Here is a 25571-nt window from a genome sequence, read left to right as displayed (position 1 = left end):
TTGGAGTTGCTCAAAGGTTTCCCTCTTCCGTAACGTGCGTTTCACAGAAACCGGTTACAGGCACCATAAGCAGGCCCCGAGAAGTCCGCAACAGATGCGTCGGTTATGTCCATGCGACATATGGAAGGCCCCGGATGTCCCAGGTATCTCTCGCCCGTCGCCGGCTCCTGATCGACGGCAAGCCTCAGATCGTTCTCGCTGGTGAGGTCCACTATTTCCGGCTCTCCCCGTCCTACTGGGCCGACCGGCTCGACAAGCTGATCGAGGCCGGCTGCGACACCGTCGCCACCTACATCCCGTGGCTGTGGCACGAGCTTCCCGACCGTAGTGTCGACCTCACCGGGCGCACGCATCCGCAGCGCGACGTGGCCGGGTTCCTGGATCTGGCCCACCGCAAGGGACTGCGCGCTCTCGCGCGACCCGGCCCGTTCGTCATGGCCGAGCTCAAGAACGAGGGAATCCCGTACCGCCTGTACGACGACCCTCCGTTGACCTGGGACGGCGCGGTGGTACCCACGAGGACGCTGGACTACCTCGCGCCCGCGTTCCTCGAGGCGGCCGAGGGCTGGTACGCGGCGGTCATGCCCATGCTCGCGGCGCGGCTCGCGCCGAACGGCGGGCCGGTGATCGGCGTCCAGCTCGACAACGAGATCGGCATGCTGTCGTGGGTCAGCAACTCCCCCGATCTTCCCGCCGACTTCCGAACTCCCGCCGAGGAGCACTCGTTGGCGGTCCACGACGACCTCGGCCGCTACATGCGCGACCGGTACCGCCGCTACGTCGCGATCCTGCGCGAATCGGCGCTGCGGCACGGCGTCACCGGAATTCCGTTCTTCATCAACGTCCACGGCACCGACGCCGGACGCGGCCGCACGTTCCCGATCGGCATCAGCCAGCTCTTCGAGAGCTACCGTGGCGTGCCGCAGCTGACGGCGGGCTCCGACCACTACCTCGGCGACCTCACCGTCGAGAACGCGCCGGACCTCTACACGTCCAACGCGTTCCTGGCCGCGTCGCTCGACCCCGATCAACCGTTGACGTCGCTGGAGTTCGAGGCCGGCACCGGCGACTACGGCGAGGACCTGTCGAAGCTGTACCCGCCGGAGGCCGTCGAGCTGAAGACCCGCATGTGCGTGGCCCAGGGCAACCGGCTGCTGAACCTCTACCTCTTCACGGGCGGCCGCAACCCCCTTCTCGCCGAACCGGTCGGCGACGGCAACGACCGCATCGCGTTCACCGGGGAACGCCACGGCTTCGCCGCGCCGGTCGACCCGGAAGGCCGGCGCAACCCCACGTTCGGGGCCGTCCGCCACGCGTTCGCCGCCGTGCGCGGGGCCGCCGACCTGCTGGCAGACGGCGACGAGGAAGACGACGGCCTCGCGCTCGGCTTCGTACCCGACCACTACATGACGGAGTACCACCATCCCGCGTCGGCGGTGCGGGCCGCGCAGGTGGCGGATCTGGTGCGGTACCGGGGAATGGGACCGCGTGACATCCTGGCGCGGGCGCTCCTGTTGGCCGGATACTCGTTCCCGGCGGTGGATCTGCAGTCGTCCGCGGATCTCCCCGGCACGGTGGTTCTCGCGAGCGCCTCGACGCTGGGTCGTACCGTCCAGGAACGGCTGGCGTCCTATGTGGACGGTGGCGGACGTCTCTTGCTGAACGGCGTCCTGCCGCAGTTCGACGTCGACGGCACACCCTGCACGGTACTCGCCGACGCCCTCGGCGTCCGAGTCACCGGCCGGGTCGACGGCACGCCGCACTACTTCCCGTCGGTAACGGCGGACGGGCAGCCCGAGGTGCGCGTCGGGTACGCCCAGTTCCTGGCCGGCGGCGAGCCGCTGCTGCTGGTGGCAGGGTCAGACGCGGTGTGCGGCGTCGAGATCCCGGGCCGGGCGGTGCTCGTCACCGCCGACTACCCGTGCGACCTCGACTTCTGGCGCACCTGCCTGGCCAAACTCGGAGTGGAACCCCGCCTACGCCACGACGCCGCCGACCCGGGCCTGCTGGTAACGTCCACAGTGGACACTGCCGGCCAGCGCCTGCTGCACCTGCTGAACATCGGCCCGACCGACGCCACGTTCTCACTGTCCTATCGCGACAGCCTTCTGCTGGACGGCCGCCGGTTGTACCTACCCGCCCGCGCCGGCGCGATGCTCCCGCACGGCGTCCGCGTGGGCCCGGCAACCCTCCTGGAAACGACGTGCGAACTGATCAGCCGCACCGATGCCGAGGTGGTCCTCCGCCCGACCCAGGGCCCCCGCGGCGACATCGCGGTATTCGACCGCGAACCCGTTGCGGTCGACGGCGCCACAGTCGACGGCCGCGCGGTGACTACGACATCACCCAGACCCGCGCGAATCCGCTTCACCCCGGACTAGCGCATGCTCAGGTGGACGTGGTTGGTGTGGTCGCTGCTCGGGTCGCCGCGGCCGCGGTTGTAGGCGCGCCAGCCGCTCGACGGTAGCCAGATCCGCTTGAACCAGATTACGTACAGCACGCCCAGGCGCCGGGAGTTGTCGATGAAGTAGACCGACAGGTTGTCGCCGTAGGTGCGGTCGCCGCCGCTGGCCACGCCGCCGAAACCGTTCTTCTGGGCGGCGAAGTCGCAGGCTCGGCCGCGGGGGTGTTCGCCGCCGTCCTCCTGGGAGCGGTAGCAGGAGACGAAGCGGGTGAAGCCGGCCGACTGGGCCTGCCGCATCGCGTGCAGCGTGCGTGCGGTGATGCAGCCGTTCGTCGTCGGGTCGTCGACGGAGCAGCGTTCGGGTGGGAAGGTTCCGTTTCCCGGCGGCGGTTGGGCGGGCGGCGGCTTGCCGCCGCCACCCGAAGAGCCGCCACCCGAAGAGCCGCCACCCGAGGAGCCGGCCGGCGGTTGGGCAGCGGGCGGCTGGGCGGCGGGCGGGCCCTGCTCGGCGGCGCCGCCGTAACTGGCCAGCGCGCGTTCGGCGTCCGCTTTCTTCTTCGCCATCACGGCGAGTTGCTGCTCCTGGAGCTTGACCTCGGCATCGATCGCGGTCTTCTTGGCGGCCAGGTCGCGGCGGAGCGCGATCAGCTCGCGGAGCGTGCGCTCGTTCCGGGCCGCGACCACCCGCAGGCTGGCGGCCCGGTCGACGAACCCGCCCGCCGAGCCGCTGCCCAGCAGCATCGACGCGGTGGACGCCGAGCCGCCGGTGCGGTAGGTGGCGGCGAGGATCTCGTTGGCCTGCGGCTGCGCGGCCGCCACCTTCGCCTCGGCGGCGCCGAGCTGACCGGCCAGGTCGGCCTGCCGCTGCCGGGAGCCGGCCAGGGTGGCCTCGGCGTCGAGGTAGCCGCGACTCGCGGCTTCGAGTTGACGGTGGAGGTCGGCGGCGATGTCCTCGGCGGGGTCGGCACCGGCCGGGCCCGCGGACGGCACGGCCACGAAGAGGCACGCCGCCACGATCAGCGTCAATGCAGACCGGACGAGCACCATGATCACCCCAACCGAACGTAAACCTCACTCACAGGTACGTCACTGATCGGTAACGGGTTCCCTCGTCAGGCCGGCAACCGGCGGTTGATCAGGGCGATCACCCAACTCACCAGCAGGCCGAGCAGGATCAGGACGCCGGCCAGCACGAGCTGTGACCACGAGGCGCCACCGGCGAGCACGGTCCACATGCCGATGACCGCCGCGATGCCGCTGGCCAGCACCACACCGAAGATCGGATCCTGGCCGCCGTACACGCCGACCCCGGCGATCAGCGCCACCCCGAGCGCGAGCAGCAGCAGGTCGAACGGGACGGTGACGGTCGACCGCGCGTGGCCGGCCAGCAGCACACCGGCGAGGCCGGCCAGCGCCGACGACCCGCCGAGCCCGACCAGCGAGGTGACCAGCCGCGCCGACATCCCGGCGCCGGCCGACACGAGCCGGACCCGCACGGCGGGCGTCGCCAACGCGATGGCGCCGAGCACCGAGATGAACGCGAACAGCAGGAACCAGGTGACGTTGGCCGAGATCGCGGGCCCGCGCAGCGGCTCGGTCCGGCCCCCGGTGTAGGCGGCCGCATAGGCCTGCAGCAGCGCGAGCGCACCGAGCGACGCCGCCCAGGCCGGCACGCCGGTGAGTCCCACGAGCGCACCCAGTGCCAGCCCGCACGCCAGGCAGACGATGACCGCCGTGAGCGCCGAGATCCAGACCGGGGACAGGTCGTTCACCCCGCCGACGAAAGCCGAGGCGCCGAAGGCGGCCAGCGCCGGGATCGCCAGGTTCGGGGTGCCCATCCGCAGCGAGAACGCCGCGGCCGCCGCCATGAGACCGATGATCGCCCACTGCGCCCAGAGCGTCCCGTTGCCGAACAGCCCCGGCTCGGCGGCCCGGGCGATCGCGATCAGCAGCACCAGGACGACGAGGAGCACGCCTTCCCAGATCAGCTGCGGCAGCAACGGCCGGACCAAGGACCGGCGCCGGTCGACCAACGACATCGCGACACTCCCCGCAGTGAAGTCGATGGATCACGATGCGATGCACGGTAACCGAATGGGGCCGGTAGCGTGAGTTCTGATTCCAGCGCCTGATAGGAGCCCGCCATGAGCCTTGAACGCGGCACAGCGCCCGACCCGTTCGACATCCTGCCGGTCAAGCCGACCTTCGAGTTGACCAGCAACGACTTCAGCGAGGGCCAGCCGCTCGACAAGCGGCACGCGCACGACAGCGCCGGCGGCGACAACGCCAGCCCGCACCTGCGCTGGTCGGGATTCCCGGCGGAGACCAAGAGCTTCGCCGTGACGTGCTACGACCCCGACGCGCCCACGGGCAGCGGGTTCTGGCACTGGGTGCTCGTCGGGATTCCGGCCGACACCACCGAACTGCTCACCGACGCCGCGCGGTCCGGCCCGCTGCCCGGCGGGGTGATCCACGCGCGCAACGACTACGGGCAGGCCGGGTACGGCGGCTGCGCGCCGCCCGAGGGCGACGTGGTGCACCGGTACGTGTTCGCGGTGCACGCGCTCGACGTCGAGGACCTCGGGCTGGACTCGTCGGCGACGCCCGCCTACGTGGGCTTCAACCTGACCTTCCACACGCTGGCCCGCGGCATCCTGCGCGGCACCTACCAGCGCTAGTTACGACCGTTCGTTGTCGAGCGTCCGCCACTCCAGCGAGTGGCGGATGCCGTCTTCGATCGTGAACTTCGCTTCCCATTCCAGCTGGGTCGCGGCGCGCGTGCTGCGGGTGAACGCGCCCGCCGCGTCACCCAGCCGGGGTGGCGCCTCGGCCACCGGCAGCTCGCCGCCGATCACCGCGTTGAACGCGGCCACCAGTTCGCGCACCGTGGTGCCGTTGCCGGTGCCGAGGTTGATCGCCTCGTAGCCGTGCTTGCCGTCGGGGGGCAGGATCTCGTCGAACCGGACGACGGCCTGCACGTGGGCGAGGGCCAGGTCCCACACGTGGATGTAGTCGCGGATGCCGGTGCCGTCGCGGGTGGGCCATTCGACGCCGGTGATCGTGAACGTCTCGCCGGCCTCCCACGCCACGATCATCTTGCCCAGGGCGTGGGACGGATTGCGGGTCTGCAGGCCGGTGCGCATCTTCGGGTCGGCGCCGATGGGATTGAAGTACCGCAGCGAGACGGCCCGCAGCTGGCCGGCCGCGGCCACGTCTTCCAGGATCCCCTCGACCATGAACTTGGTTCGGGCGTAGGGACTGGTGGGCTCGATCGCGGCGGATTCGTCGACCGCGAAGTCGCTGCCCGGCTTGTACATCGACGCCGATGAACTGAAAAGCACCCGCTCGCAGCCGTTACGCCGTAGATGGTCGAGCAGATCCACCGTCTTCGAGACGTTCTCGCGGAAGTACCGCAGCGGGTTGTCGACCGACTCCGGCACGACGATGAGCGCCGCGCAGTGGATGGTGGCCGAGATCTCCGGGTGCACCGCGAAGATCTCGTCGACCAGCGCGCCGTCGGCGATGTCGCCCCGGTAGAAAACGCGCCCCTCGGTGAACTGCTCACGACCGGTGACGAGATTGTCGAGGATGATCGGCTGGATCCCCCGGTCGAGGAGCGCGGAGCACACGGTGCTGCCGATGTACCCGGCCCCGCCGGTTACCAGTACCTTCGTCACCGGCACATTGTGGCATGACGACCCGGTTACACCGGGATTTCGGACCGGTGCGTGGCATTGGTTATCAGCATGTACATTCTCGATGTGCTAGGCCTGCCCACCACCGTCAAAGCATGCCTGTTCGACCTCGATGGCGTGCTTACCCAAACCGCTGCCGTTCATAATGCGGCCTGGCGGGCGACGTTCGACGAGTTCCTTAAGGACCGTTCAGCAAAGACCGGGGAACCCTTCGTTCCGTTCGATCCCGAAGCGGACTACAACCGATACGTCGACGGCCGCCCGCGCGCCGACGGCGTCCGAACCTTTCTCGCATCGCGTGGCATCACGCTGACCGAGGGGACTCCGGAGGACCAGCCCGGCGCCGACACCGTCAACGGCCTGGGCAACAAGAAGAACCAACTGCTCCTGAAGATCATTCGCGAAAAGGGCGTCGACGTGTTCGAGGGCTCCCTCGCGTACCTGCGCGCCGCCGAGGCCGCGGGGCTCCGCCGCGCCGTCGTCTCCGCCAGCGCCAACGCCCGCGACGTGCTCCGTACGACCGGCCTCGACCAGTACATCGAGTACATCGTCGACGGCATCGTCGCCCGCCAGGAGGGCCTGCGCGGCAAGCCGGAGCCCGACACGTTCCTGGCCGCCGCGCGTCACCTGAACGTGTCGCCGGCCGAGGCCGCCGTTTTCGAGGACGCGCTGGCCGGCGTCGCCGCCGGCCGGGCCGGCAACTTCGGCTACGTCGTCGGGGTCGACCGGGTCGGGCAGGCGGCCGAGCTGAGCGAACAGGGTGCCGACATCGTCGTGCGCGATCTTTCCGAGCTCCTGGACGAGGAACAAGCGTGAACGACTACGTCCAGTCTCCCGACGACTACGTTCAAGGCGACGACTACGTCCAGATCCTCGACGACGAGGAGCGCCCGCTCCCCAAGTACGAGGTGGAGCCGTGGGCGGTTCGGGAGAAGAACCTCGACCTGGAGCAGCTGCCCTGGTCGGAATCGATTTTCGCGCTGTCGAACGGGCACATCGGCCTGCGCGGCAACCTCGACGAGGGTGAGCCGCACGGGCTGCCGGGCACGTACCTGAACTCGTTCTACGAACTGCGCCCGCTGCCGTACGCGGAAGCCGGCTACGGGTTCCCGGAATCGGGTCAGTCCATCGTCAACGTCACCAACGGCAAGCCGATCCGGCTGCTGGTCGACGACGAGCCGTTCGACGTGCGGTACGGCGACCTGCGCTCGCACGAGCGGGTGCTCGACCTGCGCGCCGGCACCCTGCACCGGGAACTGGAGTGGGCGTCGCCGGCGGGTGACGCGGTGCGCGTCAACTCGACGCGGCTGGTGTCGTTCACCCACCGGGCGATCGCGGCGATCTGCTACGAGGTCGAGGCGGTCGACGAGACGCTCCGGCTGATCGTCCAATCGGAGCTTGTCGCGAACGAGCAGCTGCCGACGACGCGGGCCGACCCCCGGGTCGAGAAGGCGCTCGAAGCGCCGCTCGTGTCGGAGGAGCACCTCGTCACCGGGACCTCCGGCGGCCTGCTCGTGCACCAGACGCGGGCCAGCGGGCTGCGCATGGCGTCGGCGATGGACCACGTGGTCGAGGCGCCGGGCAAGGTCGACGTGAAGACCGAGTCCTTCCCCGACTGGGTGCGCACCACCGTCGCGTGTGTGCTGAAGCCGGGCGAGAAGCTGCGCATCGTCAAGATGGTCGCGTACGGCTGGTCGAGCCGGCGGTCGCTGCCGGCGCTGCGCGACCAGGTCGGCGCCGCCCTCACCAGCGCCCGCTACGCGGGCTGGGACGGGCTGTGCCGCGAGCAGCGCGAGTACCTCGACGTGTTCTGGGACGCCTCCGACGTGCAGCTCGACGGCGACCCGGAGATCCAGCAGGCGGTGCGGCTGGCGCTGTTCCACCTGCTGCAGAGCGGTGCCCGGTCGGAGAACCGGTCGATCCCGGCGAAGGGTCTGAGCGGCCCGGGCTACGACGGCCACATCTTCTGGGACACCGAGATGTTCATGCTGCCGGCGCTCACCTACACCCAACCGGCGGTGGTGGCGCACGTCCTGCGCTGGCGGCAGAGCACGCTCGACCTGGCGAGGGAGCGGGCGCAGACGCTCGGGCTCAGGGGCGCGGCGTTCCCGTGGCGCACCGTGCGCGGCCAGGAGTGCTCGGCGTACTGGCCGGCCGGCACGGCGGCGTTCCACAACAACGCGGCGATCGCGGCGGCGGTGACGCGCTACGTCAACGCCACCGGCGACGACGACTTCGAGCGCGACACCGGGCTGGAACTGCTGGTGGAGACCGCGCGGCTGTGGCACTCGCTCGGGCACCACGACCGGCACGGCAAGTTCCACATCGACGGCGTGACCGGCCCCGACGAGTACACCGCGATCGTCAACGACAACCTCTACACGAACCTCATGGCCCAGCGGAACCTGGTGCACGCGGCCGACGCCGCCGGCCGGCACCCGGAGAAGGCCGCCGAGCTCGAGGTCAGCGACGACGAGACGAAGGCGTGGCGGGTCGCCGCCGCGGCCATGCATCTCCCGTACGACGAGGAGCTGCGGGTCCACCAGCAGCACGGGGGCTTCACCCGGTTGCAGGAGTGGGACTTCGAGAACACGCCGTCGGAGAAGTTCCCGCTGCTGCTGAACTTCCCGTACTTCGACATCTACCGGAAGAAGGTCATCAAGCAGCCCGACCTCGTGCTCGCGCTGCACTGGTGCGGCGACTCGTTCACGTTCGAAGAGAAGCAGCGCAACTTCGTCCACTACGAGCAGTTCACCGTGCGCGACTCGTCGCTGTCGGCGTGCACGCTTGCGGTGCTCGCGGCCGAGGTGGGCTACCTGAAACTGGCCCACGACTACCTCGCCGAGGCCGCGCTGGTCGATCTGCACGACCTGGCCGGAAACACCAGCGACGGCCTGCACGTCGCGGCGCTGGCCGGTTCGTGGCTGGCGCTGGTGTGCGGGTTCGGCGGCATGCGCGACCACGGCGGGCAGTTGTCGTTCGCGCCGCGCCTGCCGGAGCACCTGGAACGCATGGAGTTCTCGCTGCTGTGGCGGGGGCTGCGGCTGCGGCTGGAGGTCCGGCCGAACGAGGTGACGTACTCGCTGCGCAACGGCACCGACGGCAGCACGCTGCCGATCCGCCACCACGGCGAGCCGGTGACGATCACCAGCAGCCAGCCGACCGTAATGGCGATCCCGCCGCTGCCGCAGGACCGGCCGGCGGTGCACCAGCCGCACGGCCGCGCGCCGGTGAAGCGCGCACCGAGATAGTGATAAATGGAGCCCGGCGAGCCGGGCTCCATTTCTACGTGGAAACCCCCACGATCCGGCCGATCGTCCCCGGCTGCGCGAGAGCGTGCAGCATGTAGTGCGCGACGTCGGCCCGCGAAATCTTGAGACCGCGGCGCAGGTTCCGTTCGTACGCCGTCCGGTAGACCCCGGTCAACGGCTTGTCGGTGAGCTGCGGCGGGCGGACGATCGTCCAGTCGAGGCCGCTGTCGCGGATCACGTCCTCCATCCGGGCCAGGTCGGTGTAGTGGTCCCGGAACACGCGCTTGACGATCGGCGCCGCCAGGTGCCGCATCAGGAACCCGTCGCCGGGGTCGTGCCGGGGCGGGTTGGGGCGGTCGGGCGACGGCACGGTGCCGATCGGCGCGGCGCTGACCACGACGAGGCGGCGCCCGCCCGTCTCCTTCATCGCCGCGACGACGGCGCGCGTCCCCCGCTCGGCGACGCCGAAGTCGGCCTTGCCACGGGCGCCCAGGCCGGACAGCACCGCGTCGGCACCGGCCACCGCCTCGGCCAGGGCCGCCGGGTCGGGCGTCGCGAGGTCCACCTTCACCGCCCGCAGTCCGGCCGGCAGGTTGGCCGGATTCCGGACCGCCGCGGTCACGTCGTGGCCCGCGGCCAGGGCCTGTGCCACGAGTTGCCGGCCGATTCCGCCGGTCGCGGCGACAATTGTCAGGTTCACGGGGGTCTCCCTTGTCAGGTTTCCGGACGCTGGTCCGTCACCTCTTTGACGCACACCGACGGAGGATCATGACGTGGAAGAGCTCTTCGAGATCCACCGGCCGCGGCTGCGGGCCGTGGCCTACCGGATGCTCGGCTCGCTCACCGAGGCCGACGACGCCGTACAGGAGACCTGGATCCGGGTCGCCCGCGCCGACGCCGGCGAGGTGACGAACCCGGCCGGCTGGCTGACCACGATCACGGCGCGGGTCTGCCTGGACGCGCTGCGCCGGCGCGCCGCCCGTCCCGAGGAGCCGTTCGGGATGCGGATCCCCGATCCCGTGCTGACCGCGCCCGACGGGATCGACCCCGAGCACGAGGTGCTGCTGGCCGACGCCGTCGGGCTGGCCCTGCTGGTGGTGCTCGACACGCTGACCCCGGCCGAGCGGCTCGCGTTCGTGCTGCACGACACGCTCGGCGTCCCGTTCGACGACATCGGCCGGCTGGTCGGCCGGTCACCCAACGCCGCCGCGCAACTGGCCAGCCGGGCCCGGCGCCGGATCCGCGACGCGGCCGTGACGCCCGACGTCGACCTCGCCCGGCAGTGGAAGGTCGCGAACGCGTTCCTGGCCGCCGCCCGCGCCGGCGACTTCTCGGCGCTGGTGGAGGTGCTGGCACCCGACGCGGTGCTGCGCGCCGACATCGGGTCGCCGGCCGAACTCCACGGCGCCGAGGCGATCGCTCCGCAGGTGCTCAGCTACGCGCGGATGGCCCCGTTCGCGCGGCGGGTGCTGGTGAACGGCGCGGTCGGGTTCGTGCCCATGCCCGGCGGGCAGCCGTTCGCGGTCATCGCGCTCACCGTGCGGGGCGACCGGGTGACCACGATCGACATCATCGCCGACCCCGACCGGTTGGCCGGGTTGGCGGTGCCCGTCGAGTCCTAGGCTGGACCCATGGCGACCTGGGACGACGTGCGCCGGCTCGCGCTGGCCCTGCCGGAGACCGCCGAGGCCGAGATGGCCTGGAAGGTCAAGGACAAGGGGTTCGCCTGGGAGCGTCCGCTCCGGAAGAAGGACCTGGCCGACCTCGGCGCCGCCGCGCCCGACGGCCCGATCCTCTGCGTGCGGACGCCGGGCGTCGGCGCCAAGGAGACGCTGCTGGCCGACAGCCCGCACGTCTACTTCACGACGCCGCACTTCAACGGGTATCCGGCGGTGCTGGTGCGGCTCGGGGAGATCGACGCCGACGAGCTCGCCGAGATCCTCGAAGAGGCGTGGCTGGCGGTGGCGCCCAAGCGGCTGGCGAAGGAGTATCTGACCGACCGCGGTTAGGGCGGGCCGACGATGTCGCTCATCGTCTCGTGGAACCGCTCTTCTCTCAGCGACGTGTAAAGCTCGTCCTCGGTGTACACGAGCACGCCGGCCGCGCTGACGCCGACGAGCCGGCGGTGCTCGACCCCGCCGACCGCGCCCAGGAACATGTACGCGACCACCGCCGCCGCACCGAGCACCGGGCCGAGCAGCAGCGCCGGCCAGCGCCACCGGGTGTCGGGGATCGCGCCCGCCAGGGCCCCTGCCGTCGGGCGGCTTCATGGACCAGCGTCATACCGGCTTCGGCCACGAAGCCATCGTAGGTGGACGATGCCTACAGGACCTGGAACGCGGGCGACCGGCCGATCATCGGCTCGCGGCGGCCGGTGGGTGCCGTGGTGAGGACGACGTCCAGCCAGAACACGTACCAGCTGCCGCTCAACAGCCCGGTGACGGTGACGTCCACCTGCTGGCACCCGTCCGGCGCGGGCACCTGGGTCCAGACGGCCGGCGGCACCGAGCCACCCGGCCGGTTCTGCAGCACCGCCGCGACCTTGTAGTTGACGATGCGCGGGTCGCCGAGGCTCATCCAGGTCACGCCGGCCTGGCCGACGCCCGGGGTGGCGTTGAGCCAGTACATGGTGTCGGCGCGTAGCCGCCGCAGGCAGTACGGGCGGCCGCTGCCCGAGGGCTGCTGGTACACGGTCTGCGTCACCGTGTAGTCGTCGCCACCCGGGACGCCGGTCGCCGGGAGGGCCGGTGCCACCGGGGAGGCCACCCGGTCGCCCTGCTGGTACCAGAACCACTCCGCGCCGGCGCCCGGGCTCTCCGTCGCGTCGCCGTCCGACCCCGGGTCGGTGCCCAACCCGAGCAGCGAACAGCCGCCCAGCACGATGAGCAGGACGACCCCGAGCGACGCGCGCAGCACGCGGTGGCGCCGGCGCGGCCGACGCCCGCAAAGCGCGTCGGCCTCGTCGGACTCGTCGGGTTCGCCGGGGAGCGGTCGGGGTGCTGCCCTCCGCAGCCTCGGGGTGGCGGTCACGCTCAACCCATCGGTCCGGCACCCGGTCAGCTGAGAAAGCGAAACCAAACAGCTACCGACCCAGCCCCGCATCCCGGGCGCGCACGATGGCCTCGGCGCGGTCGGCCACCTGCAGCTTCGCGAAGACGTTGGACACGGTGTTGCGTACCGTCTTCGGCGACAGGTAGAGCGTGCCCGCGATCTGGCCGTTCGACCGGCCCGCTGCCAACAGGTCCAAAATCTCCCGCTCGCGGACCGTGAGCTGCGGAAACGGCTCAGCCACCGCAGACGCCGCCGCCCCCGCGAAGAACTCGGCGATGCGCAGCGCGAGCGCCGCTCCGAACACCACGCCGCCCGCCGCGACCGTGGTGATCGCCCGCACGATCTCCTCCTGCTCGGCGCCCTTGACCAGGTAGCCGCGCGCACCGGCGCGGAGCGCGGCGAACACCGTGCCGTCGTCCTCCGACATCGTGAGCACGAGGATCCCGACGTCGGGCGCCTCGGCGGCCAGTCGGCGGGTGGCCTCGACGCCGTTCAGCTCGGGCATCTGCACGTCCATCACGACCACGTCGGGACGCAGGCGCACCGCGGACTCCACCGCGACCACCCCGTTGGCGGCCGTGCCGACCACCTCGATGCCGTCGACCGACCCCAGCAGCATCGCCAGACCGTCGCGGAACACCGGGTGGTCGTCGGCAACGAGAACACTGGTCACTTCGCCACCTCCAGCAACGGAAGCACCGCCCGCACCAGGGTCCCGTGCTCGCCCGGGCACTCTATCCGGCAGTGTCCGCCCAGCTCAGCCACGCGTTCGCGGATCGAGACCAGGCCCACCCCGGCGGGCGTCTCGGGACGGATCCCGACGCCGTCGTCGGCCACCTCGACCACGAGATCGCCACCGGCCACGGCCAGCGTCACCGTGCACGCGGACGCCGACGCGTGCTTGACCACGTTGGTGAGCGCCTCCGACACGATCCGGTACGCCGCCACCTCGACCGCCGCCGGCAACCGGTCGAGCCCGTCGCCGCCGTCCACGGTCACGGTCGGGCCGGGCATCTTGTCCGCCTGCTGCCGGATCGCGCCGAGGAGGCCCACGTCGTCGAGGGCGGGTGGACGCAGGTCGTGCACCAGCCGCCGCACGTCGGCGAGTGCCGCACGGGCGTCCTCGCGGGCCTGGACCAGCATCCCGTCGCCGCGGACCGCGTCCTTGCGCAGGACGTTGCGGGCCGCGTCGATGCGCAGCGCGACCGCGCCGAGGCTCGGGCCCAACCCGTCGTGCAGGTCGCGGCGCAGGCGCCGGCGTTCCTCCTCCCGCGCCGTCACGATCTGGTGGCGGCTGCGCTGGAGTTCGGCGGCGAGGTGGCCGGCCCGGACCGCGGCGGCGGCCTGGCGCACGACGTCACCGAGCAGCCGTTCGTCGCGGGCGGACAGCGCGCGGAGCCGACCCGGCCGGCCGAGGACCAGCCGGCCGACCGCCTCGCCCCGGTAGGTGATCGGCAGCACCTGGGTCTCGCGCGGACGCGTCCCGTACGAAGCGACCAGCGACGCCGAACCGGCGCGATCGACCTCGACCGCGACGAACGGCGCCCGGAACGCCTCGGCGACCGTGCGGGCCACGGCGAGCAGTTGCTCCTCCGGCGCCGGCGAGCGCTCCAACTGCTCGGCCAGGCTCGCGACGACGCCGTACCGGTCGTCGCGGCGACCGAACATCAGCCGGCCGGCGAGCCGCCACAGCCGGTGCCGCAGCGGCCCGTAGACGGCGGTGACCACCAGCAACGCCAGCACCGCCGCGTCGCGTTCGGCCAGCGCGGTCGTCACGCCGAGCACGAGGGCGTCGACCGCGACCACCGCGATCGCCAGGGCGCCGTACCGGAGGGTGCCGCCGAGCAGTTCGTCGACGTCGGTGACGTCGGGCCGGACGATCCCGATGGCGACGGCCACGCCGGTGACGCACACGGCGATCGTGAGGGCGACCGACGTGAACCAGTCCGGCGTGACCACCGTCGAGAGCATCACCAGCACGTCGACGACCGCCGCCCACAGCAGCCAGCGCATCCGGACGCGGTTGGCCCGGTACCGCTTGATCACCACGGCGAACGGCACGAGCAGGCTGAGCGGCACCAGCGCCAGGGTCGCGGCGAACACCGGCTCCCAGACGCCGGGCGGCAGCGGGATCGTGGTGAGGTCCAGGTTCAGCGCGGCGAAGGCGGCCGGCAGGGCCGCGCCGGTCTGCTGGTCCTGCGCGATGTCGCTCGGCACCGCCAGCAGCGCCAGCGGGAACAGCGCCGTCGCGGCCAGGCTGACGATCGCCGCCACGCGCCACCACCGGCCGACCGGCAGGCGCCCGTCGGGATAGAGCAGGAGGACGAGCGGGAGCGCGAGCAGGAGGCTGGCGCCCAGCCGCTGGTACGCCCAGAACGCGAACTCCGCTCCCGGTCTGGCCGGTTCGCTCAGCGTGGCGTACGCCAGCCAGCTCGACGCGAAGCCGTCGAGGCTCCAGTGCAGGCCGGTGACGCACAGCACCCAGGCGACCGGGTGGGTGGGGATCCTGCGCAGGAGGAGAGCGCCGGGCACCGCGAGGACGACGCCGGGGATGCCGGCGAGCCAGCCCGCCTCCAGCACCAGGTCCCGGCGGTGGGCCGCGGGGACGCGGAGGTCGAGGACGGCCGCGGCCACGGTGGCGGCGACGGCCACCACGATCACGGCGCCGGCGATCTTCCTTTCGTGCCTCACTCAGGCATCGTCGCAGCTCAGGCGTCCCGCGGTCGTCGGGACAACGGTCCCGTCCGGGTCGGGACACCGGGCAGGACCCGATCCGGGGCGGCGAGCCCTGCCGGCCCGGGACGCGCCCCGCCGAAGGTTCCCGGTGTCAACGCACCGACTTCCGAAGGACCCGACATGACGATCTCGACCAACCCCGCTTACGCCCGCACCGACGTCCCCGCTCTTGATCCCGCACCTGTCGTGGACGCCGACCGCGCGGTGCGGCGGGCCGGCATCATGGTCACCGCCGGCACGCTCTGCTGGGTCGCCGGGCTGGCCACCGTCGGCAACGTGCCGGAGACCACGATCGGCATCACGATCGGCGACCTCAGCGGCCTGCCGTTCCAGATCGGCCTCTTCGCGCTGGTCGCCGCCCAGCTCAAGACCGGCGCGACCGGGGTCACCAGGATCGCCCGCGGCATGCTGCGCGTCGAGTTCGGCCTGCTGACCCTCGCGACGCTCTGGACCGTTTTACACGGCGCCGTCCCGGCCTTCCGGGACGACGTGTGGCTGGCCGTGCTCGACGCGTTCTGGCCACTCTCGATGCTGGGGATGGCGATCATCGGCGTGAAGGTGGCGATCGCCGGGCGGTGGCGCGGGCTGGCCCGCGGATGGCCGGCGGTGGCGGAGAGCTGGGCGCCGGTGACCGTACCCGTGTTCGTGATCGTCGGCGGCGCGGTCGCCCAGTGGGTGGCCGTGGGTCACCTGCTGATCGGGTACACGGCACTCGGCCTGATCCTCGCGTTGCGCCCGGAGCTCACCCGCCGCTGAAGTCACCCGGTGTGAACGCCTTCTTCTCGACCAGCACGAGCCAGTTGCCCGAGACGTCGCGACAGACCGCCTCTACACCGTAGGGGCGGTCGGACGGTTCCTGGATGAACGTCACGCCCTTGGCGACGAGCTCCTCGTACGTCTTGCGACAGTCGTCGACCTGGAGGCCCAGGCCGCCCATCTCACCCTTCTCCAGTTGCCCGCGGTAGAAGGCGGCCGCCTCGGCGGTCAGCGGCGGGCCGGGCACCATCAGGGTCAGTTCGAGTTCGGGCTGGCTCGGGTGCTTCAGCGTCACCCATCGGAAGCCATCACCCATCGAGATGTCGACGGCCGCCTCGAAGCCGAGCACGTCGACGTAGAAATCGCGGGCTTTGTCCTGGTCAAGGCAGTACACGGTGACGAGCGAAACGTTTGTGATCATGCAATGGACGCTACTACCGCGGTTGCTCTCCGTGCTTCTCCGAGATTGCTTCGCTGGTTCCGGAGTGGTCGAGGACGCCGCGCATGAACAGCCAACAGCCGGGTACATGGGGAGCGCCGCGGGCGGCCCACCGGTTCCGGTAGGCGGTGGGGCTCTCGCCCACCAGGCTGGTGAACCGCGACGAGAACGAGCCGAGACTCGCGAACCCGACCTCCATGCACACCTCGGTGACGGTCAGGTTCGCGTGCCGGAGCAGGTCCTGTGCCCGTTCGATGCGACGACGGGTCAGGTACCGGATGGGCGTCTCGCCGTAGGCCAGCTCGAACGTGCGGGCGAAGTGGTACTTCGATACGCCGGCGACCCTGGCCAGCGCGTCGAGATCGAGGGGCTCGCGGTAGTACCGGTCGATGTGATCACGGGCGCGGCGCAGGTGCATGAGCAACTGCACGGCGACGGCATGGGTCACGGGCCCTAGCTTAGAATTCCGACGGCCGGGTTGGAGTCCTCAGGAGGCGCACGCACATGTCCGATCCGGTCCGCGTCGTGGTGTTCGGCGCCACCGGCACCGCCGGCTCGGCCGTCGTGGCGCAGTGCCTGGCCGACGAGCGCGTCGCCGAGGTCCGCGCCATCACGCGCCGGCCGATCGGCATCGGGCACCCGCGGCTGATCGACATCCACTGCCACGACTTCAGCCACCCCGAGTCGCTGGCGCACCAGCTCACCGGCGTCGCCGCGTGTTTCTTCTGTCTCGGCACGTCGCGACGGCGGGCCGGCAGTGCCGTCGGTTACCGCGAGGTGACGCTCACCTACCCGCTCGCGGCCGCCGACATCCTGCGGGAACGCAGCCCGGAGCACACGTTCGTGCACCTGAGCGCCGCCGGTGCCAGCCAGCGCGGGCTCTTCCGCTATGCCCGGGTGAAGGGCGAGGCCGAGGCGCAGTTGGCCGGCAACGGGCTGCGGCGGCTGTTCGTCGTGCGTCCCGGATACATCCACCCGGAGCCGGAACGGCCGGCCGGTGCCCTGATGCGCGCGGTCTTCCCGGCCCTCAACGCGATCCTGCCGGGCCTCGCGATCACCGCCACCGACCTGGCCCGCGGCATGATCGAGGCCGCGCTCGGCGACGGCGAGGGCCGGGTTTTGCGCACCCGGGACCTGAAACGGCTCGCTACGCGGTGAACTCGGCCTGCCAGGTCCCCAGGTGCGGGTGGCCGGGCTCCGGGATCAGCGTCACCGTCACCGGGTTCAGGCCGAACCCGTCGACGTCTTCCCGCGTGAGCGGCCACGGCGGTCCCGGCCGTTCGACCGCTGGATCGCGGTACGTGGCGTGCACGATCAGGGTTCCGCCCGGCGCCACCGCGCGGGCCACCGCCGCGATCGCCTCTTTTCGAAGCCCGACCGGGAGCGACTGCACCGTGAAGTTCTCCACCACGAGGTCGAACCGCCAGCCGGCCGGCAGGTTCAGCAGGTCGGCCACCTCGTAGCGCACCGTCGATGCGGGGAACCGCTGCCGGGCCCGCTCCACCGCGCTCGGCGCCACGTCGAACGCGGTGGTGGCGAAGCCGAGCCCGGCGACGAACTCCGCGTCGTCGCCGAGCCCGGCACCGACCACGAGGGCGGTCTGCCCGACGCCGTCGAGCTTCTTCGCCTCCGCCCAGCCCTTGAGATGCGGGTCGGGCCCGTCCTGGTGCCAGGGGACGGTCAGGTCGCCGTCGCCGTAGAGCCGCTCGAACCAGCCGGTCGGGTCGTCGGACGCGAGCGACTCGGCGGCGAGGCCACGGGCCCGATCGCCGGGTGTGGGTGTTTCCATCCGCCCGAGGCTAACGCGCGTCGGTCAACTCCACGTCGCGCTTCGCACCGGAGACACCGGACGCGGTCTCCGGCGCGAACCACAACGCGACACCCGTGATCGCCAGTGCCAGCAACACGTACACCGACACGGCGAGCGTGGACCCCGTCGTCTGCACCAGTCGCACCGCGATGATCGGCGCCAGCGCGCCGCCGAGGATGCCGGCCACCTGGTAGCCCATCGACGCGCCCGAGTACCGCAGCCGGGTGGGGAACATCTCGGCGACGAACGCCGCCTGCGGTCCGTACATCGCCGCGTGCGTGACCAGCGCGACCACCACGGCCAGGACGATGACCAGCCGGTTGCCGGTGTCGAGCAACGGGAACAGCGCGAACGCCCACACCGCCGCCGCGACCGCGCCGGCCGCGTACACCGGCCGCCGGCCGACGCGGTCGGACAGCGCGCCGAAGAACGGGATCAGCACCAGTTGGACACCCGAGCCGACGAGCACCGCGGTGAGCCCGGCCTGCCGCGGCAGGCCGACATTCGAGGTGACGTACGTGAGCAGGTACAGCGTGAACACGTAGAACGCCACGTCGGTGCCGATGCGGGCGGCCATGGCCGTGAGCAGGCCGCGCGGGTGGGCGCGCAGCACCTCGACCAGCGGCACCTTCGCGGCGCCCTCCTGTGACTTCATCGCCTCGAACTGCGGCGACTCCGTGACGGCGACCCGGATCCACAACCCCACCAGCAGCAGGACGCCGGACAGCAGGAACGGCACCCGCCAGCCCCAGGACAGGAACGCGGCGTCGCTGAGCACGGCGTTCATCAGCCACAGGACGCCCGCGGCGAGCAGGTTCCCGGCCGGGACGCCCACCTGCGGCCAGGCCGCATCGCGTCCACGCTGATCTTCCTTGCCGTGTTCGAGCGTCATGACGACGGCGCCGCCCCACTCGCCACCGAGCCCGAGCCCTTGCAGGAACCGCAGCACCACCAGGCCGATCGGTGCGGCGACGCCCCACTGCGCGTAGGTGGGCAGGACGCCGATCAGCATGGTGGCGGTACCCATGAGCACGAGCGTCGCGACGAGCACGCCGCGGCGGCCGACGCGGTCACCGAAGTGCCCGAACACGATGCCGCCGAGCGGACGCGCCACGAACGCGACCGCGTGCGTCGCGAACGCGAGCAGGGTGCCGGTGAGCGGGTCGAACGTCGGGAAGAACAGCTTGCCGAAGACCAGGGCCGCGGCCGAGGAGTAGAGGAAGAAGTCGTACCACTCCAGCGAGGTACCGATGAGGCTCGCGGCGATCACTTTGCGTCGACTGCTGGTGGCCGTGGTCATGTGCACCCTCCCGAGCTGATGTGCCTCCGCTGTGATTGGCTATTCGTCCTTAAAGTATTTTGTTCAACAAAGAACAAGTCAAGACTGGGCGTGCAAGATCTTCAATGCGTTGTCGGCGGTTCCGGCCGTCCTAGCGGTTCCCGTACGCCGCCAGTAGCTGCGACTCCGCCGTGTCGAAGTACGCGGAGAACGCCGTCTCGGCCGCCGCGGCGTCGCCCGCCGCCAGCAGCTCGTACAGCGCGCGATTCGACTTCAGGTACGGCTCGTGGAACTCGCGCAGGTCGTCCATCACCACGAAGACCAGGCGCAGCTCGGCGAGCAGCCGGCGCACCGCCTCGCGCACCCGGTAGCTGCCGGCCAACTCCGCCACCGCCTGGTGGAAACGCATGTTCGCGCTGCCGACCGCGCCCCAGTCCGAGCGGGCGGAGGCCTCCTCGGCGGTCTCCACCGCGAGCCGGACCTGTTCCAGCGCGCCGGCCGGCGCGTTCGGCAGGTTCCGCACGGCGGCCAGTTCGAGGATCCGGCGCATCGCGTAGATGTCGCGGACGTCGTCGGCGGTCAGGGTGCGGACGAACACGCCGCGGCCGAACTCGTGGACCAGCACGCCCTCCTGGGCCAGCTGGCGGAACGCCTCGCGCAGCGTGTTCCGGGAGACGCTCAGCGCCTCGCTCAACGCCTCCTCGCTCAGCCGCTCCCCCGGCCGGAACACGCCCTCGGTGATGCGCTGGCGCAGCTTTCCGGCGAGCAGTTGGGAGCGGCTGCCGCCGGTGAGGGCGGCCCGGTCTTCGGCCAGCCGTTCGACCCAGGTGTCCGAGCCGTCGGGGCGGGCCATCAGCCCAGGGTCCGGTCGGCGGGTACCACCACGTACTGCCGGAGGTAGAGGTCGCGGAACGTCACCGGGCCGCGGGGGCCCGGGACGCGGTCGACGTTGATCCCGGTTTCGGGGACGCCGAGCAACTTGAACCCGTCGAGCCTCCGCGTCGACGCGTTCCAGAACGCGCCCGTGCCCACGTACGCCTTGAGGAACCTGTTCGCGACGGTGGCGTCCTCGGTGACGATCGTCGCGGCCAGGCCGGAGGTCTCCCGGTTGGCGATGTCGGCGGCGTCGAGTTCGCCGTCGGCCGGCGCGATGGTGACGGTGGCCTCGTTGTTGTCGTCGAGCGCCCACTCGTAGCCCAGCGGGTGCTGGTGCGGCGGCAGGGAGGCGGCGATCTTCGGTTCGCGGGCGGCCAGCTTCTCGACGATTCCCGGCACCGTCTCGTCCCAGATCGCCGTGTCGATCAGGAGCAGATTCAACCGGTTGCAGACGCCGAGCCGGTCGAGGCCGTCGCCGATCAGCTTCTCGGCGAGCGCTTTGTCGGCGGCGGGATGGAGGTAGATGACGCCACCGCCGTCGGCGTGCGCCAGCGTCTTGACGCCCGCCAGCGCCGCCCGGGCGGCCAGGGTGCGGGTGCTCTCGCCGCTGCCGCGCAGGATCACCAGCGGAATCTTCGTCGGCTCGGTCACCAGCGCCTCGGCCGATTCGCGGCCGGGCACGCGGAGCAGCTGCACCGCGTCACCCGGCAGGCCGGCCGCGGCGAGCGCCGGGCCGACGACCAGGTCGACCAGCGCGGCGGCCGAGCCGATCGCGGCCGACCCGGTGCGCAGCACGCCCGCGTTGCGCGACTTGACCAGCTGCGACGCGACGTCGACCGCGACGTTGGGCCGGGCCTCGAAGTTCGCGCCGATGACGCCGACCGGGCGGCGCCACTCCTCCACGACGAGCCCGCCGTCTTCGCTTTCCAGTGGCCGCACGGGTGCCCTGGTCGGCAGCGCCTCGGTGTCGGCGAGTTGCCGCAGCTGGCCGGCCATGTCGGTGAGGCGGGCCGGGGTGAGGCGGAGCCGGTCGAGCAGGCCGCCGGCCATGCCCGCCTCCTTGGCCGTGGCGCAGTCGACCTCGTTCGCGGCCAGCACCTGCGCCGCGATCCCGGCGTCGGAGAGCCGCTCGGCCATCGCGACGATGGCGGCGTCGATCTGCTCCTGGCCGGCGGCGGCGAGCGCGGGGCTGGCGGCGGCGGCCCGGGCAGCGGCATCCGCCACCGCCTGTGCGGCGTCGAGGGTCATGACGGGTCCCCACTCCGTGGTGACCCGCCCTGACCGGGAGGGCTCTGCCTAATGATGCCCTCGCTGCGCTCGGCCATGGCGGGCTCCGGGTTGTTCGGTTGGCGGATTGTTCCACAAAACCACCCGGCGCCCGCCGTGGTCAAGTCGCCTATGCGCGTAGGAGGTCGGCCAGCTCCCTTGCGGTGTCGGGGTGGTTCGTCAGCAGGGTGATCAGCTCCGGTGGGGTGGCGCCCTGAGCCGGCGGGTCGTCCTGCCACTCCGTCGGGCAGCCGAGCAGGGCGGCCAGGGCGTTCAGCGGCTCGGGGTGGGCGCGGAGGAGATCCGTCACCGGGCCGGCGGGTTGCGCCGCGACGGCCGGCTTCGGGGCCGGCCCCGCTTCCCAGGGCGGGGTCCAGGCGTCGACGGCCGGCAGGGTGGCCGGGAACGTACGGGCCGCCTCGCGGATCAGCACCGGCACCAGCTCGCCGGCCTGCTGCTTGAACGTGGTGATCAGCGTCGGCAGCCACGGCAGCAGTACGCGGTCGGGCAGCCGGGCGAACGCCTTGGACAACAGCTCGACCACGAACCCGCTCAGCACCGGCGCCGGTTCCAGTGCCTGCACGAAACCGCTCAGGTACTGCGGGAACGACGGCACCACCAGCGGGTTGCCGAGCAGGGCGTCGCACCGTTCGCGGAGTTCGGACAGCGGCAGCAGGCCCAACTGGTTGTTGGCGGCCCACAGCAGCGCCACCTTTGCCGGCGACTCGGGGTGCGACTGCTTCACCGCCAGTTCCAGTTGCGAGCGGTCGCAGCCGAGCGACAGCGCCAGGCTCTCCATGGAGAAGAGGAACCCGAGCATCGCGGCGACCTGGCGCACACCGGTGTCTTCGTCCACAAAGGACGTCGGCAGCAGCGTGCAGTAGTGGGCATAGCCCCGGGTGACGAACGCTTCGCACCATGCCGGCAACGTGGGCTCGGTGGCGCGGTAGTGCGCCAGCAGCCGACGGATGCGCTTGAGCACCTCGGGTGCGTCGTCGACGGTCCGCTCGCCGGCGAGCAGGTCGACGGCCCGCGCGCCCAGCTCGTCGACGAATCTTCTGCCACCGAGGAACACCGTCGCGTCTTCGACGGCCTTGAGCGCGACGGCGGCCGTGGCCTTCGGTTTCCAGACCTCGCGGCGCAGGCGCTGTTCGAGCACCTGCTCCACCGTGACGCCCTCGTAGCCCAGCTCGATGATCTGCCGCTGGTTGCGGGCGATGTCGAGGTCCCAGCTCTCCTGGATCGACTGCTCACCGAGCCCGCGCGAGCCCATGATCGGGCGTACGGCGTGGTCGGGCAGCAGGTACTTCAGCATCCACAACAGGTTGGATACCGGACGCAGGTGCGGCTCGGCGTTGAAGTCGAGCAGGGCGCGGCGCAGCGTGCGCTGCTGGAGGTTCAGTTGCAGCGGCGCGAGCCGGTCGTAGACGTCGCGGGCCAGCGGCGGCAGCGCGTCGTAGCCGACCTGGCCGACGCGGTCGCCGCCGAGCAGGATCTCGCACAGCCGTCGCACGTCGCGCCGTCCCGGGACGGCGTCCTTCTCGATGCAGGTGATCGCCGCGTCCTGGAAGTCGTACGGGGTCGGCCGGGCCCGGCCGCGCATCCCGGCGAGCAGGATCGACGTCTCGAAGATGGCGATCGCGTCGGCGGTGCTGGACAGGTAGCCGTTCTTCCGGGCCAGCCGCACGATCTCGACGCACCAGCCGAGCAGTTCCTCCTCGTCGAGCTGGTCGAGTGCCGGGGGTGCCGACAGGAACCCGGTGAGCTCGTCTTTCACCGGCTTGTCTTTCGCCGGTGGCGGGAGCGCCTTGGCCTTGCTCGTCTTGCCCTGCTGGCCGGCCAGGCGGAACGGCTTGAGGCCACCCCGCGTCACCGACTTCGCGTACGAGGCGGCGGCGATCGACACCGAGCCGGACGCCAACCCGAACTGCGCCTCGATCGCCGAGTAGCTCGACGGGATCAGCCCGTAGAGCCAGCGGGTGTTCGTGCGGGGTTCGATCTTCCACTGTGGAACGTCTTCGCGTGTGCCAAACTCCTCGACGCGGCTCGCCGCGTGGAAGGCGCCGCACACGTACAGGCAGTCGGCCTTGTCGACGCCCGACGTGGCCAGGTGCTCGCGCATGCGCGTCCACATGTATCTTTCCCGGTCCTCGTCGATGCGGACCTTGTGCGGACGGTCGGTGCCCAGCCGGCGGAACAGGCTGCCGATGAGCACCATCGCCTGCCGGTAGGTGGCGTAGTCGGCCCCGCCCAACGGTTGCTCGACGTACTGGTCCCACCACTCCGACCAGTGCCGCACCTTGCCGTGCCGTAGCAGGTGCTCCTCCAGCGCGGCGAAACCCGGGCGCAGGTCACCGATCTCGATGCCGACGGCGTCACCGTGCAGCGCGGCTTCCTCGTCGTCTTCCGGTGTTTCCGCCTTTTCCTCTTTACGGGGCTCCCACTGGAAGACGTGGTCGACCGACCGGTCGACGAGCACCAGTTCGACGCCCGGCGTGTCGAGTGCGTACGCGATCGCCTGGTACTCGGCCGACGCCTCGGTGATCGGAGCGACCACGCTCAACGGCGCCCAGTCCTTGGGGAACTGGTCGAGGTCGGACGCGAACGCCTGCACCGCGACCGGCAGCCGGCAGTTGCGCAGCTCGTCGAGCAGCGGGCGCAGGTCTTCGCACAGCTCCAGGTAGATGACCTTCGGCTGCTTCTCCCGGAGGCGCCGCACCATCGCCAGCCCGGAGGCCGGCGAGTGGTGGCACACCGGGAAGATCTCCAGCTCCTCGCGCAGCGCCCGGTCGACGTCGTCGACGATCCCGGTGAGGATGCCGTCGAGCGCGGCCGGACTTCCGCTGAACGCGGCCGCCGCGTCGAGAAGCTGAGTTCTGAGGGCGTCGAACGTCATGAAAGTGTGTCGATCGTCTGCTTGCCGCCGTCGAGGAACTCCGGCCACTCGCCGCCGTCGTTCTTGCTGCGCGGCTCGACCACGCCGTGCCAGTACTTGTTGAGGATCGCGAGATCCTCCGGGCTGCGCCGGGCCAGCGACCCGACCAGCGAACTCGCCAACGTGCCGGCACGCAGCGTGCGGTCGCCGAAGAACTGGCTGTGCAGGATCGCGTCTTCCAGCACACCGATCTGCTCGGCGGTCGACAGCGCCGACTCCAACTTCTCGTCGTCGCTGGTGGCGGCGTCGGCGGCGGCCCGCAGGTCGGCGAAGCTCTGCAACAGGATGTCGAGCAGCGTCGGCGGCACCTCGAGCTCGATCTGGTGCCGGCGCAGCAGTTCGACGGTGCGGAACCGGACGATCTCCGCCTCGGCCTTCTTGTTGGTGACCACCGGGATGCGCACGAAGTTGAACCGCCGCTTCAGCGCCGAGGAGAGATCGTTGACACCGCGGTCGCGGCTGTTCGCGGTGGCGATGATGGAGAAGCCGGGCTGCGCGTAGACGATGTTGTCGTCGTCGAGTTCCGGGATCGAGACGTACTTCTCCGACAGGATCGAGATCAGCGCGTCCTGGACGTCGCTGGTGGAGCGGGTGAGCTCCTCGAACCGGCCGATGACGCCCTTCTCCATCGCGGTCATGATCGGTGACGGGATCATCGACTCGCGACTCTGCCCGCGCGCGATCACCATCGAGACGTTCCACGAGTACTTGATGTGGTCTTCGGTGGTGCCGGCGGTGCCCTGCACCACGAGCGTGGAGTTGCGGCAGATCGCGGCGGCGAGCAGTTCGGCCAGCCAGCTCTTGCCGGTGCCCGGGTCGCCGATCAGCAGCAGACCGCGGTCGGACGCGAGCGTCACGATGCTGCGCTCGACGAAACTGCGGTCGCCGTACCACTTCTGGCCGATCTCGCGGTCGAGGCCGTCGGCCCGCTCGGAGCCGAGGATGAACAGGCGCACCATCTTCGGGCTCAGCCGCCACGAGAACGGCTTCGGCGAGTCGTCGACGGACTCCAGCCAGTCGAGCTCTTCCGCGTACTTCACCTCGGCCGGGGCACGCAGCATCTCAGTCATGTT

At 71.1% G+C, this 25571-nt stretch carries 24 protein-coding genes; 8 read left to right on the top strand and 16 right to left on the bottom strand.

Annotated features, from left to right (window positions below):
* Positions 1-134 precede the first annotated feature (134 nt).
* On the top strand, positions 135-2381 hold the full coding sequence (locus tag Vau01_RS51125; RefSeq protein WP_204008566.1) for a beta-galactosidase: 2247 nt from the start codon (positions 135-137) through the stop codon (positions 2379-2381).
* On the opposite strand, the gene Vau01_RS51120 is transcribed toward Vau01_RS51125, so the two are convergent.
* Both Vau01_RS51120 and Vau01_RS51115 read right to left on the bottom strand, forming a co-directional pair.
* A complete protein-coding gene (locus Vau01_RS51120) occupies positions 2378-3451 on the bottom strand; it encodes a coiled-coil domain-containing protein (RefSeq protein ID WP_204008629.1) in 1074 nt (357 codons plus the stop codon). The two genes, Vau01_RS51125 and Vau01_RS51120, sit on opposite strands and share 4 nt — an antisense overlap.
* A gap of 65 nt (positions 3452-3516) precedes the next feature.
* A complete protein-coding gene (locus Vau01_RS51115) occupies positions 3517-4443 on the bottom strand; it encodes a hypothetical protein (RefSeq protein WP_204008565.1) in 927 nt (308 codons plus the stop codon).
* Between the two features lie 105 nt (positions 4444-4548).
* Between Vau01_RS51115 and Vau01_RS51110 the strand changes: the two genes are divergently transcribed.
* Positions 4549-5082 (top strand): YbhB/YbcL family Raf kinase inhibitor-like protein, encoded by a 534-nt coding sequence (locus Vau01_RS51110; protein WP_204008563.1) that lies wholly within the window; start codon positions 4549-4551, stop codon positions 5080-5082.
* On the opposite strand, the gene galE is transcribed toward Vau01_RS51110, so the two are convergent.
* Positions 5083-6081 carry a UDP-glucose 4-epimerase GalE gene (gene galE, locus Vau01_RS51105; protein WP_204008561.1) on the bottom strand — a complete coding sequence of 333 codons (999 nt, stop codon included), beginning with the start codon at positions 6079-6081 and terminating at the stop codon, positions 5083-5085.
* A gap of 84 nt (positions 6082-6165) precedes the next feature.
* On the opposite strand from galE, the gene Vau01_RS51100 reads away from it, so the two are divergent.
* Positions 6166-6915, top strand: a complete 750-nt coding sequence (locus tag Vau01_RS51100) for an HAD family hydrolase (RefSeq protein WP_204008628.1) — start codon at positions 6166-6168, stop codon at positions 6913-6915.
* A 53-nt stretch (positions 6916-6968) separates the two neighbouring features.
* A complete protein-coding gene (locus Vau01_RS51095; protein ID WP_204008627.1) occupies positions 6969-9350 on the top strand; it encodes a glycoside hydrolase family 65 protein in 2382 nt (793 codons plus the stop codon).
* Positions 9351-9384: 34 nt separating this feature from the next.
* Here the strand turns inward: Vau01_RS51095 and Vau01_RS51090 are convergent, their stop codons facing one another.
* Positions 9385-10050, bottom strand: a complete 666-nt coding sequence (locus Vau01_RS51090) for an NAD(P)-dependent oxidoreductase (RefSeq protein WP_204008560.1) — start codon at positions 10048-10050, stop codon at positions 9385-9387.
* A gap of 73 nt (positions 10051-10123) precedes the next feature.
* Here Vau01_RS51090 and Vau01_RS51085 point away from each other — a divergent pair, with 73 nt between their 5' ends.
* Together Vau01_RS51085 and Vau01_RS51080 are read left to right on the top strand one after the other, a co-directional pair.
* Positions 10124-10972: a sigma-70 family RNA polymerase sigma factor gene (locus Vau01_RS51085; protein WP_204008558.1), complete on the top strand. Its 849-nt coding sequence runs from the start codon at positions 10124-10126 to the stop codon at positions 10970-10972.
* Between the two features lie 9 nt (positions 10973-10981).
* Complete coding sequence (locus tag Vau01_RS51080) at positions 10982-11359, top strand: MmcQ/YjbR family DNA-binding protein (RefSeq protein ID WP_204008556.1); 378 nt, start codon at positions 10982-10984, stop codon at positions 11357-11359.
* Here Vau01_RS51080 and Vau01_RS51075 read toward each other — a convergent pair.
* The 4 genes from Vau01_RS51075 to Vau01_RS51060 form a co-directional block, all read right to left on the bottom strand.
* Positions 11356-11538, bottom strand: a complete 183-nt coding sequence (locus Vau01_RS51075) for a hypothetical protein (RefSeq protein ID WP_204008555.1) — start codon at positions 11536-11538, stop codon at positions 11356-11358. The two genes, Vau01_RS51080 and Vau01_RS51075, sit on opposite strands and share 4 nt — an antisense overlap.
* 134 nt (positions 11539-11672) lie before the next feature.
* Positions 11673-12380 (bottom strand): hypothetical protein, encoded by a 708-nt coding sequence (locus Vau01_RS51070; protein ID WP_204008554.1) that lies wholly within the window; start codon positions 12378-12380, stop codon positions 11673-11675.
* 52 nt (positions 12381-12432) lie between these two features.
* Positions 12433-13074 carry a response regulator transcription factor gene (locus tag Vau01_RS51065; protein WP_204008553.1) on the bottom strand — a complete coding sequence of 214 codons (642 nt, stop codon included), beginning with the start codon at positions 13072-13074 and terminating at the stop codon, positions 12433-12435.
* Positions 13071-15092 carry a sensor histidine kinase gene (locus tag Vau01_RS51060; protein ID WP_204008552.1) on the bottom strand — a complete coding sequence of 674 codons (2022 nt, stop codon included), beginning with the start codon at positions 15090-15092 and terminating at the stop codon, positions 13071-13073. Before Vau01_RS51060 ends, Vau01_RS51065 begins: the two co-directional genes overlap by 4 nt.
* A 165-nt stretch (positions 15093-15257) precedes the next feature.
* On the opposite strand from Vau01_RS51060, the gene Vau01_RS51055 reads away from it, so the two are divergent.
* Positions 15258-15893 carry a hypothetical protein gene (locus Vau01_RS51055; RefSeq protein WP_204008551.1) on the top strand — a complete coding sequence of 212 codons (636 nt, stop codon included), beginning with the start codon at positions 15258-15260 and terminating at the stop codon, positions 15891-15893.
* Here the strand turns inward: Vau01_RS51055 and Vau01_RS51050 are convergent.
* Both Vau01_RS51050 and Vau01_RS51045 read right to left on the bottom strand, forming a co-directional pair.
* Positions 15880-16314 (bottom strand): VOC family protein, encoded by a 435-nt coding sequence (locus Vau01_RS51050; protein ID WP_204008550.1) that lies wholly within the window; start codon positions 16312-16314, stop codon positions 15880-15882. The genes Vau01_RS51055 and Vau01_RS51050 overlap by 14 nt on opposite strands.
* A 13-nt stretch (positions 16315-16327) precedes the next feature.
* On the bottom strand, positions 16328-16780 hold the full coding sequence (locus Vau01_RS51045) for a helix-turn-helix domain-containing protein (protein ID WP_444546056.1): 453 nt from the start codon (positions 16778-16780) through the stop codon (positions 16328-16330).
* A 56-nt stretch (positions 16781-16836) separates the two neighbouring features.
* Between Vau01_RS51045 and Vau01_RS51040 the strand changes: the two genes are divergently transcribed.
* Positions 16837-17490 carry an NAD(P)H-binding protein gene (locus Vau01_RS51040; protein WP_204008548.1) on the top strand — a complete coding sequence of 218 codons (654 nt, stop codon included), beginning with the start codon at positions 16837-16839 and terminating at the stop codon, positions 17488-17490.
* On the opposite strand, the gene Vau01_RS51035 is transcribed toward Vau01_RS51040, so the two are convergent.
* The 6 genes from Vau01_RS51035 to Vau01_RS51010 form a co-directional block, all read right to left on the bottom strand.
* The gene (locus Vau01_RS51035) at positions 17480-18121 is read right to left on the bottom strand and encodes a class I SAM-dependent methyltransferase (RefSeq protein ID WP_204008546.1); all 642 of its coding nucleotides are present in this window, start codon (positions 18119-18121) and stop codon (positions 17480-17482) included. The two genes, Vau01_RS51040 and Vau01_RS51035, sit on opposite strands and share 11 nt — an antisense overlap.
* Positions 18122-18131: 10 nt before the next feature.
* A complete protein-coding gene (locus Vau01_RS51030; protein ID WP_204008544.1) occupies positions 18132-19442 on the bottom strand; it encodes an MFS transporter in 1311 nt (436 codons plus the stop codon).
* A 130-nt stretch (positions 19443-19572) separates the two neighbouring features.
* Entirely contained in the window at positions 19573-20274 is a 702-nt protein-coding gene (locus tag Vau01_RS51025) for a GntR family transcriptional regulator (protein ID WP_204008543.1), read from the bottom strand.
* A complete protein-coding gene (locus Vau01_RS51020; protein ID WP_204008541.1) occupies positions 20274-21545 on the bottom strand; it encodes an aldehyde dehydrogenase family protein in 1272 nt (423 codons plus the stop codon). Before Vau01_RS51020 ends, Vau01_RS51025 begins: the two co-directional genes overlap by 1 nt.
* Positions 21546-21693: 148 nt before the next feature.
* Positions 21694-24459, bottom strand: coding sequence for a DUF5682 family protein (locus tag Vau01_RS51015; RefSeq protein WP_204008539.1), 2766 nt, complete (start codon positions 24457-24459; stop codon positions 21694-21696).
* Positions 24456-25568 carry an ATP-binding protein gene (locus Vau01_RS51010; protein WP_204008538.1) on the bottom strand — a complete coding sequence of 371 codons (1113 nt, stop codon included), beginning with the start codon at positions 25566-25568 and terminating at the stop codon, positions 24456-24458. The genes Vau01_RS51015 and Vau01_RS51010 overlap by 4 nt, the downstream gene beginning before the upstream one ends.
* Between the last annotated feature and the right edge of the window lie 3 nt (positions 25569-25571).

It is taken from the genome of Virgisporangium aurantiacum, assembly GCF_016863635.1.
GTDB lineage: Bacteria > Actinomycetota > Actinomycetes > Mycobacteriales > Micromonosporaceae > Virgisporangium > Virgisporangium aurantiacum.
This window is presented reverse-complemented; position numbering and strand designations above follow the sequence as displayed.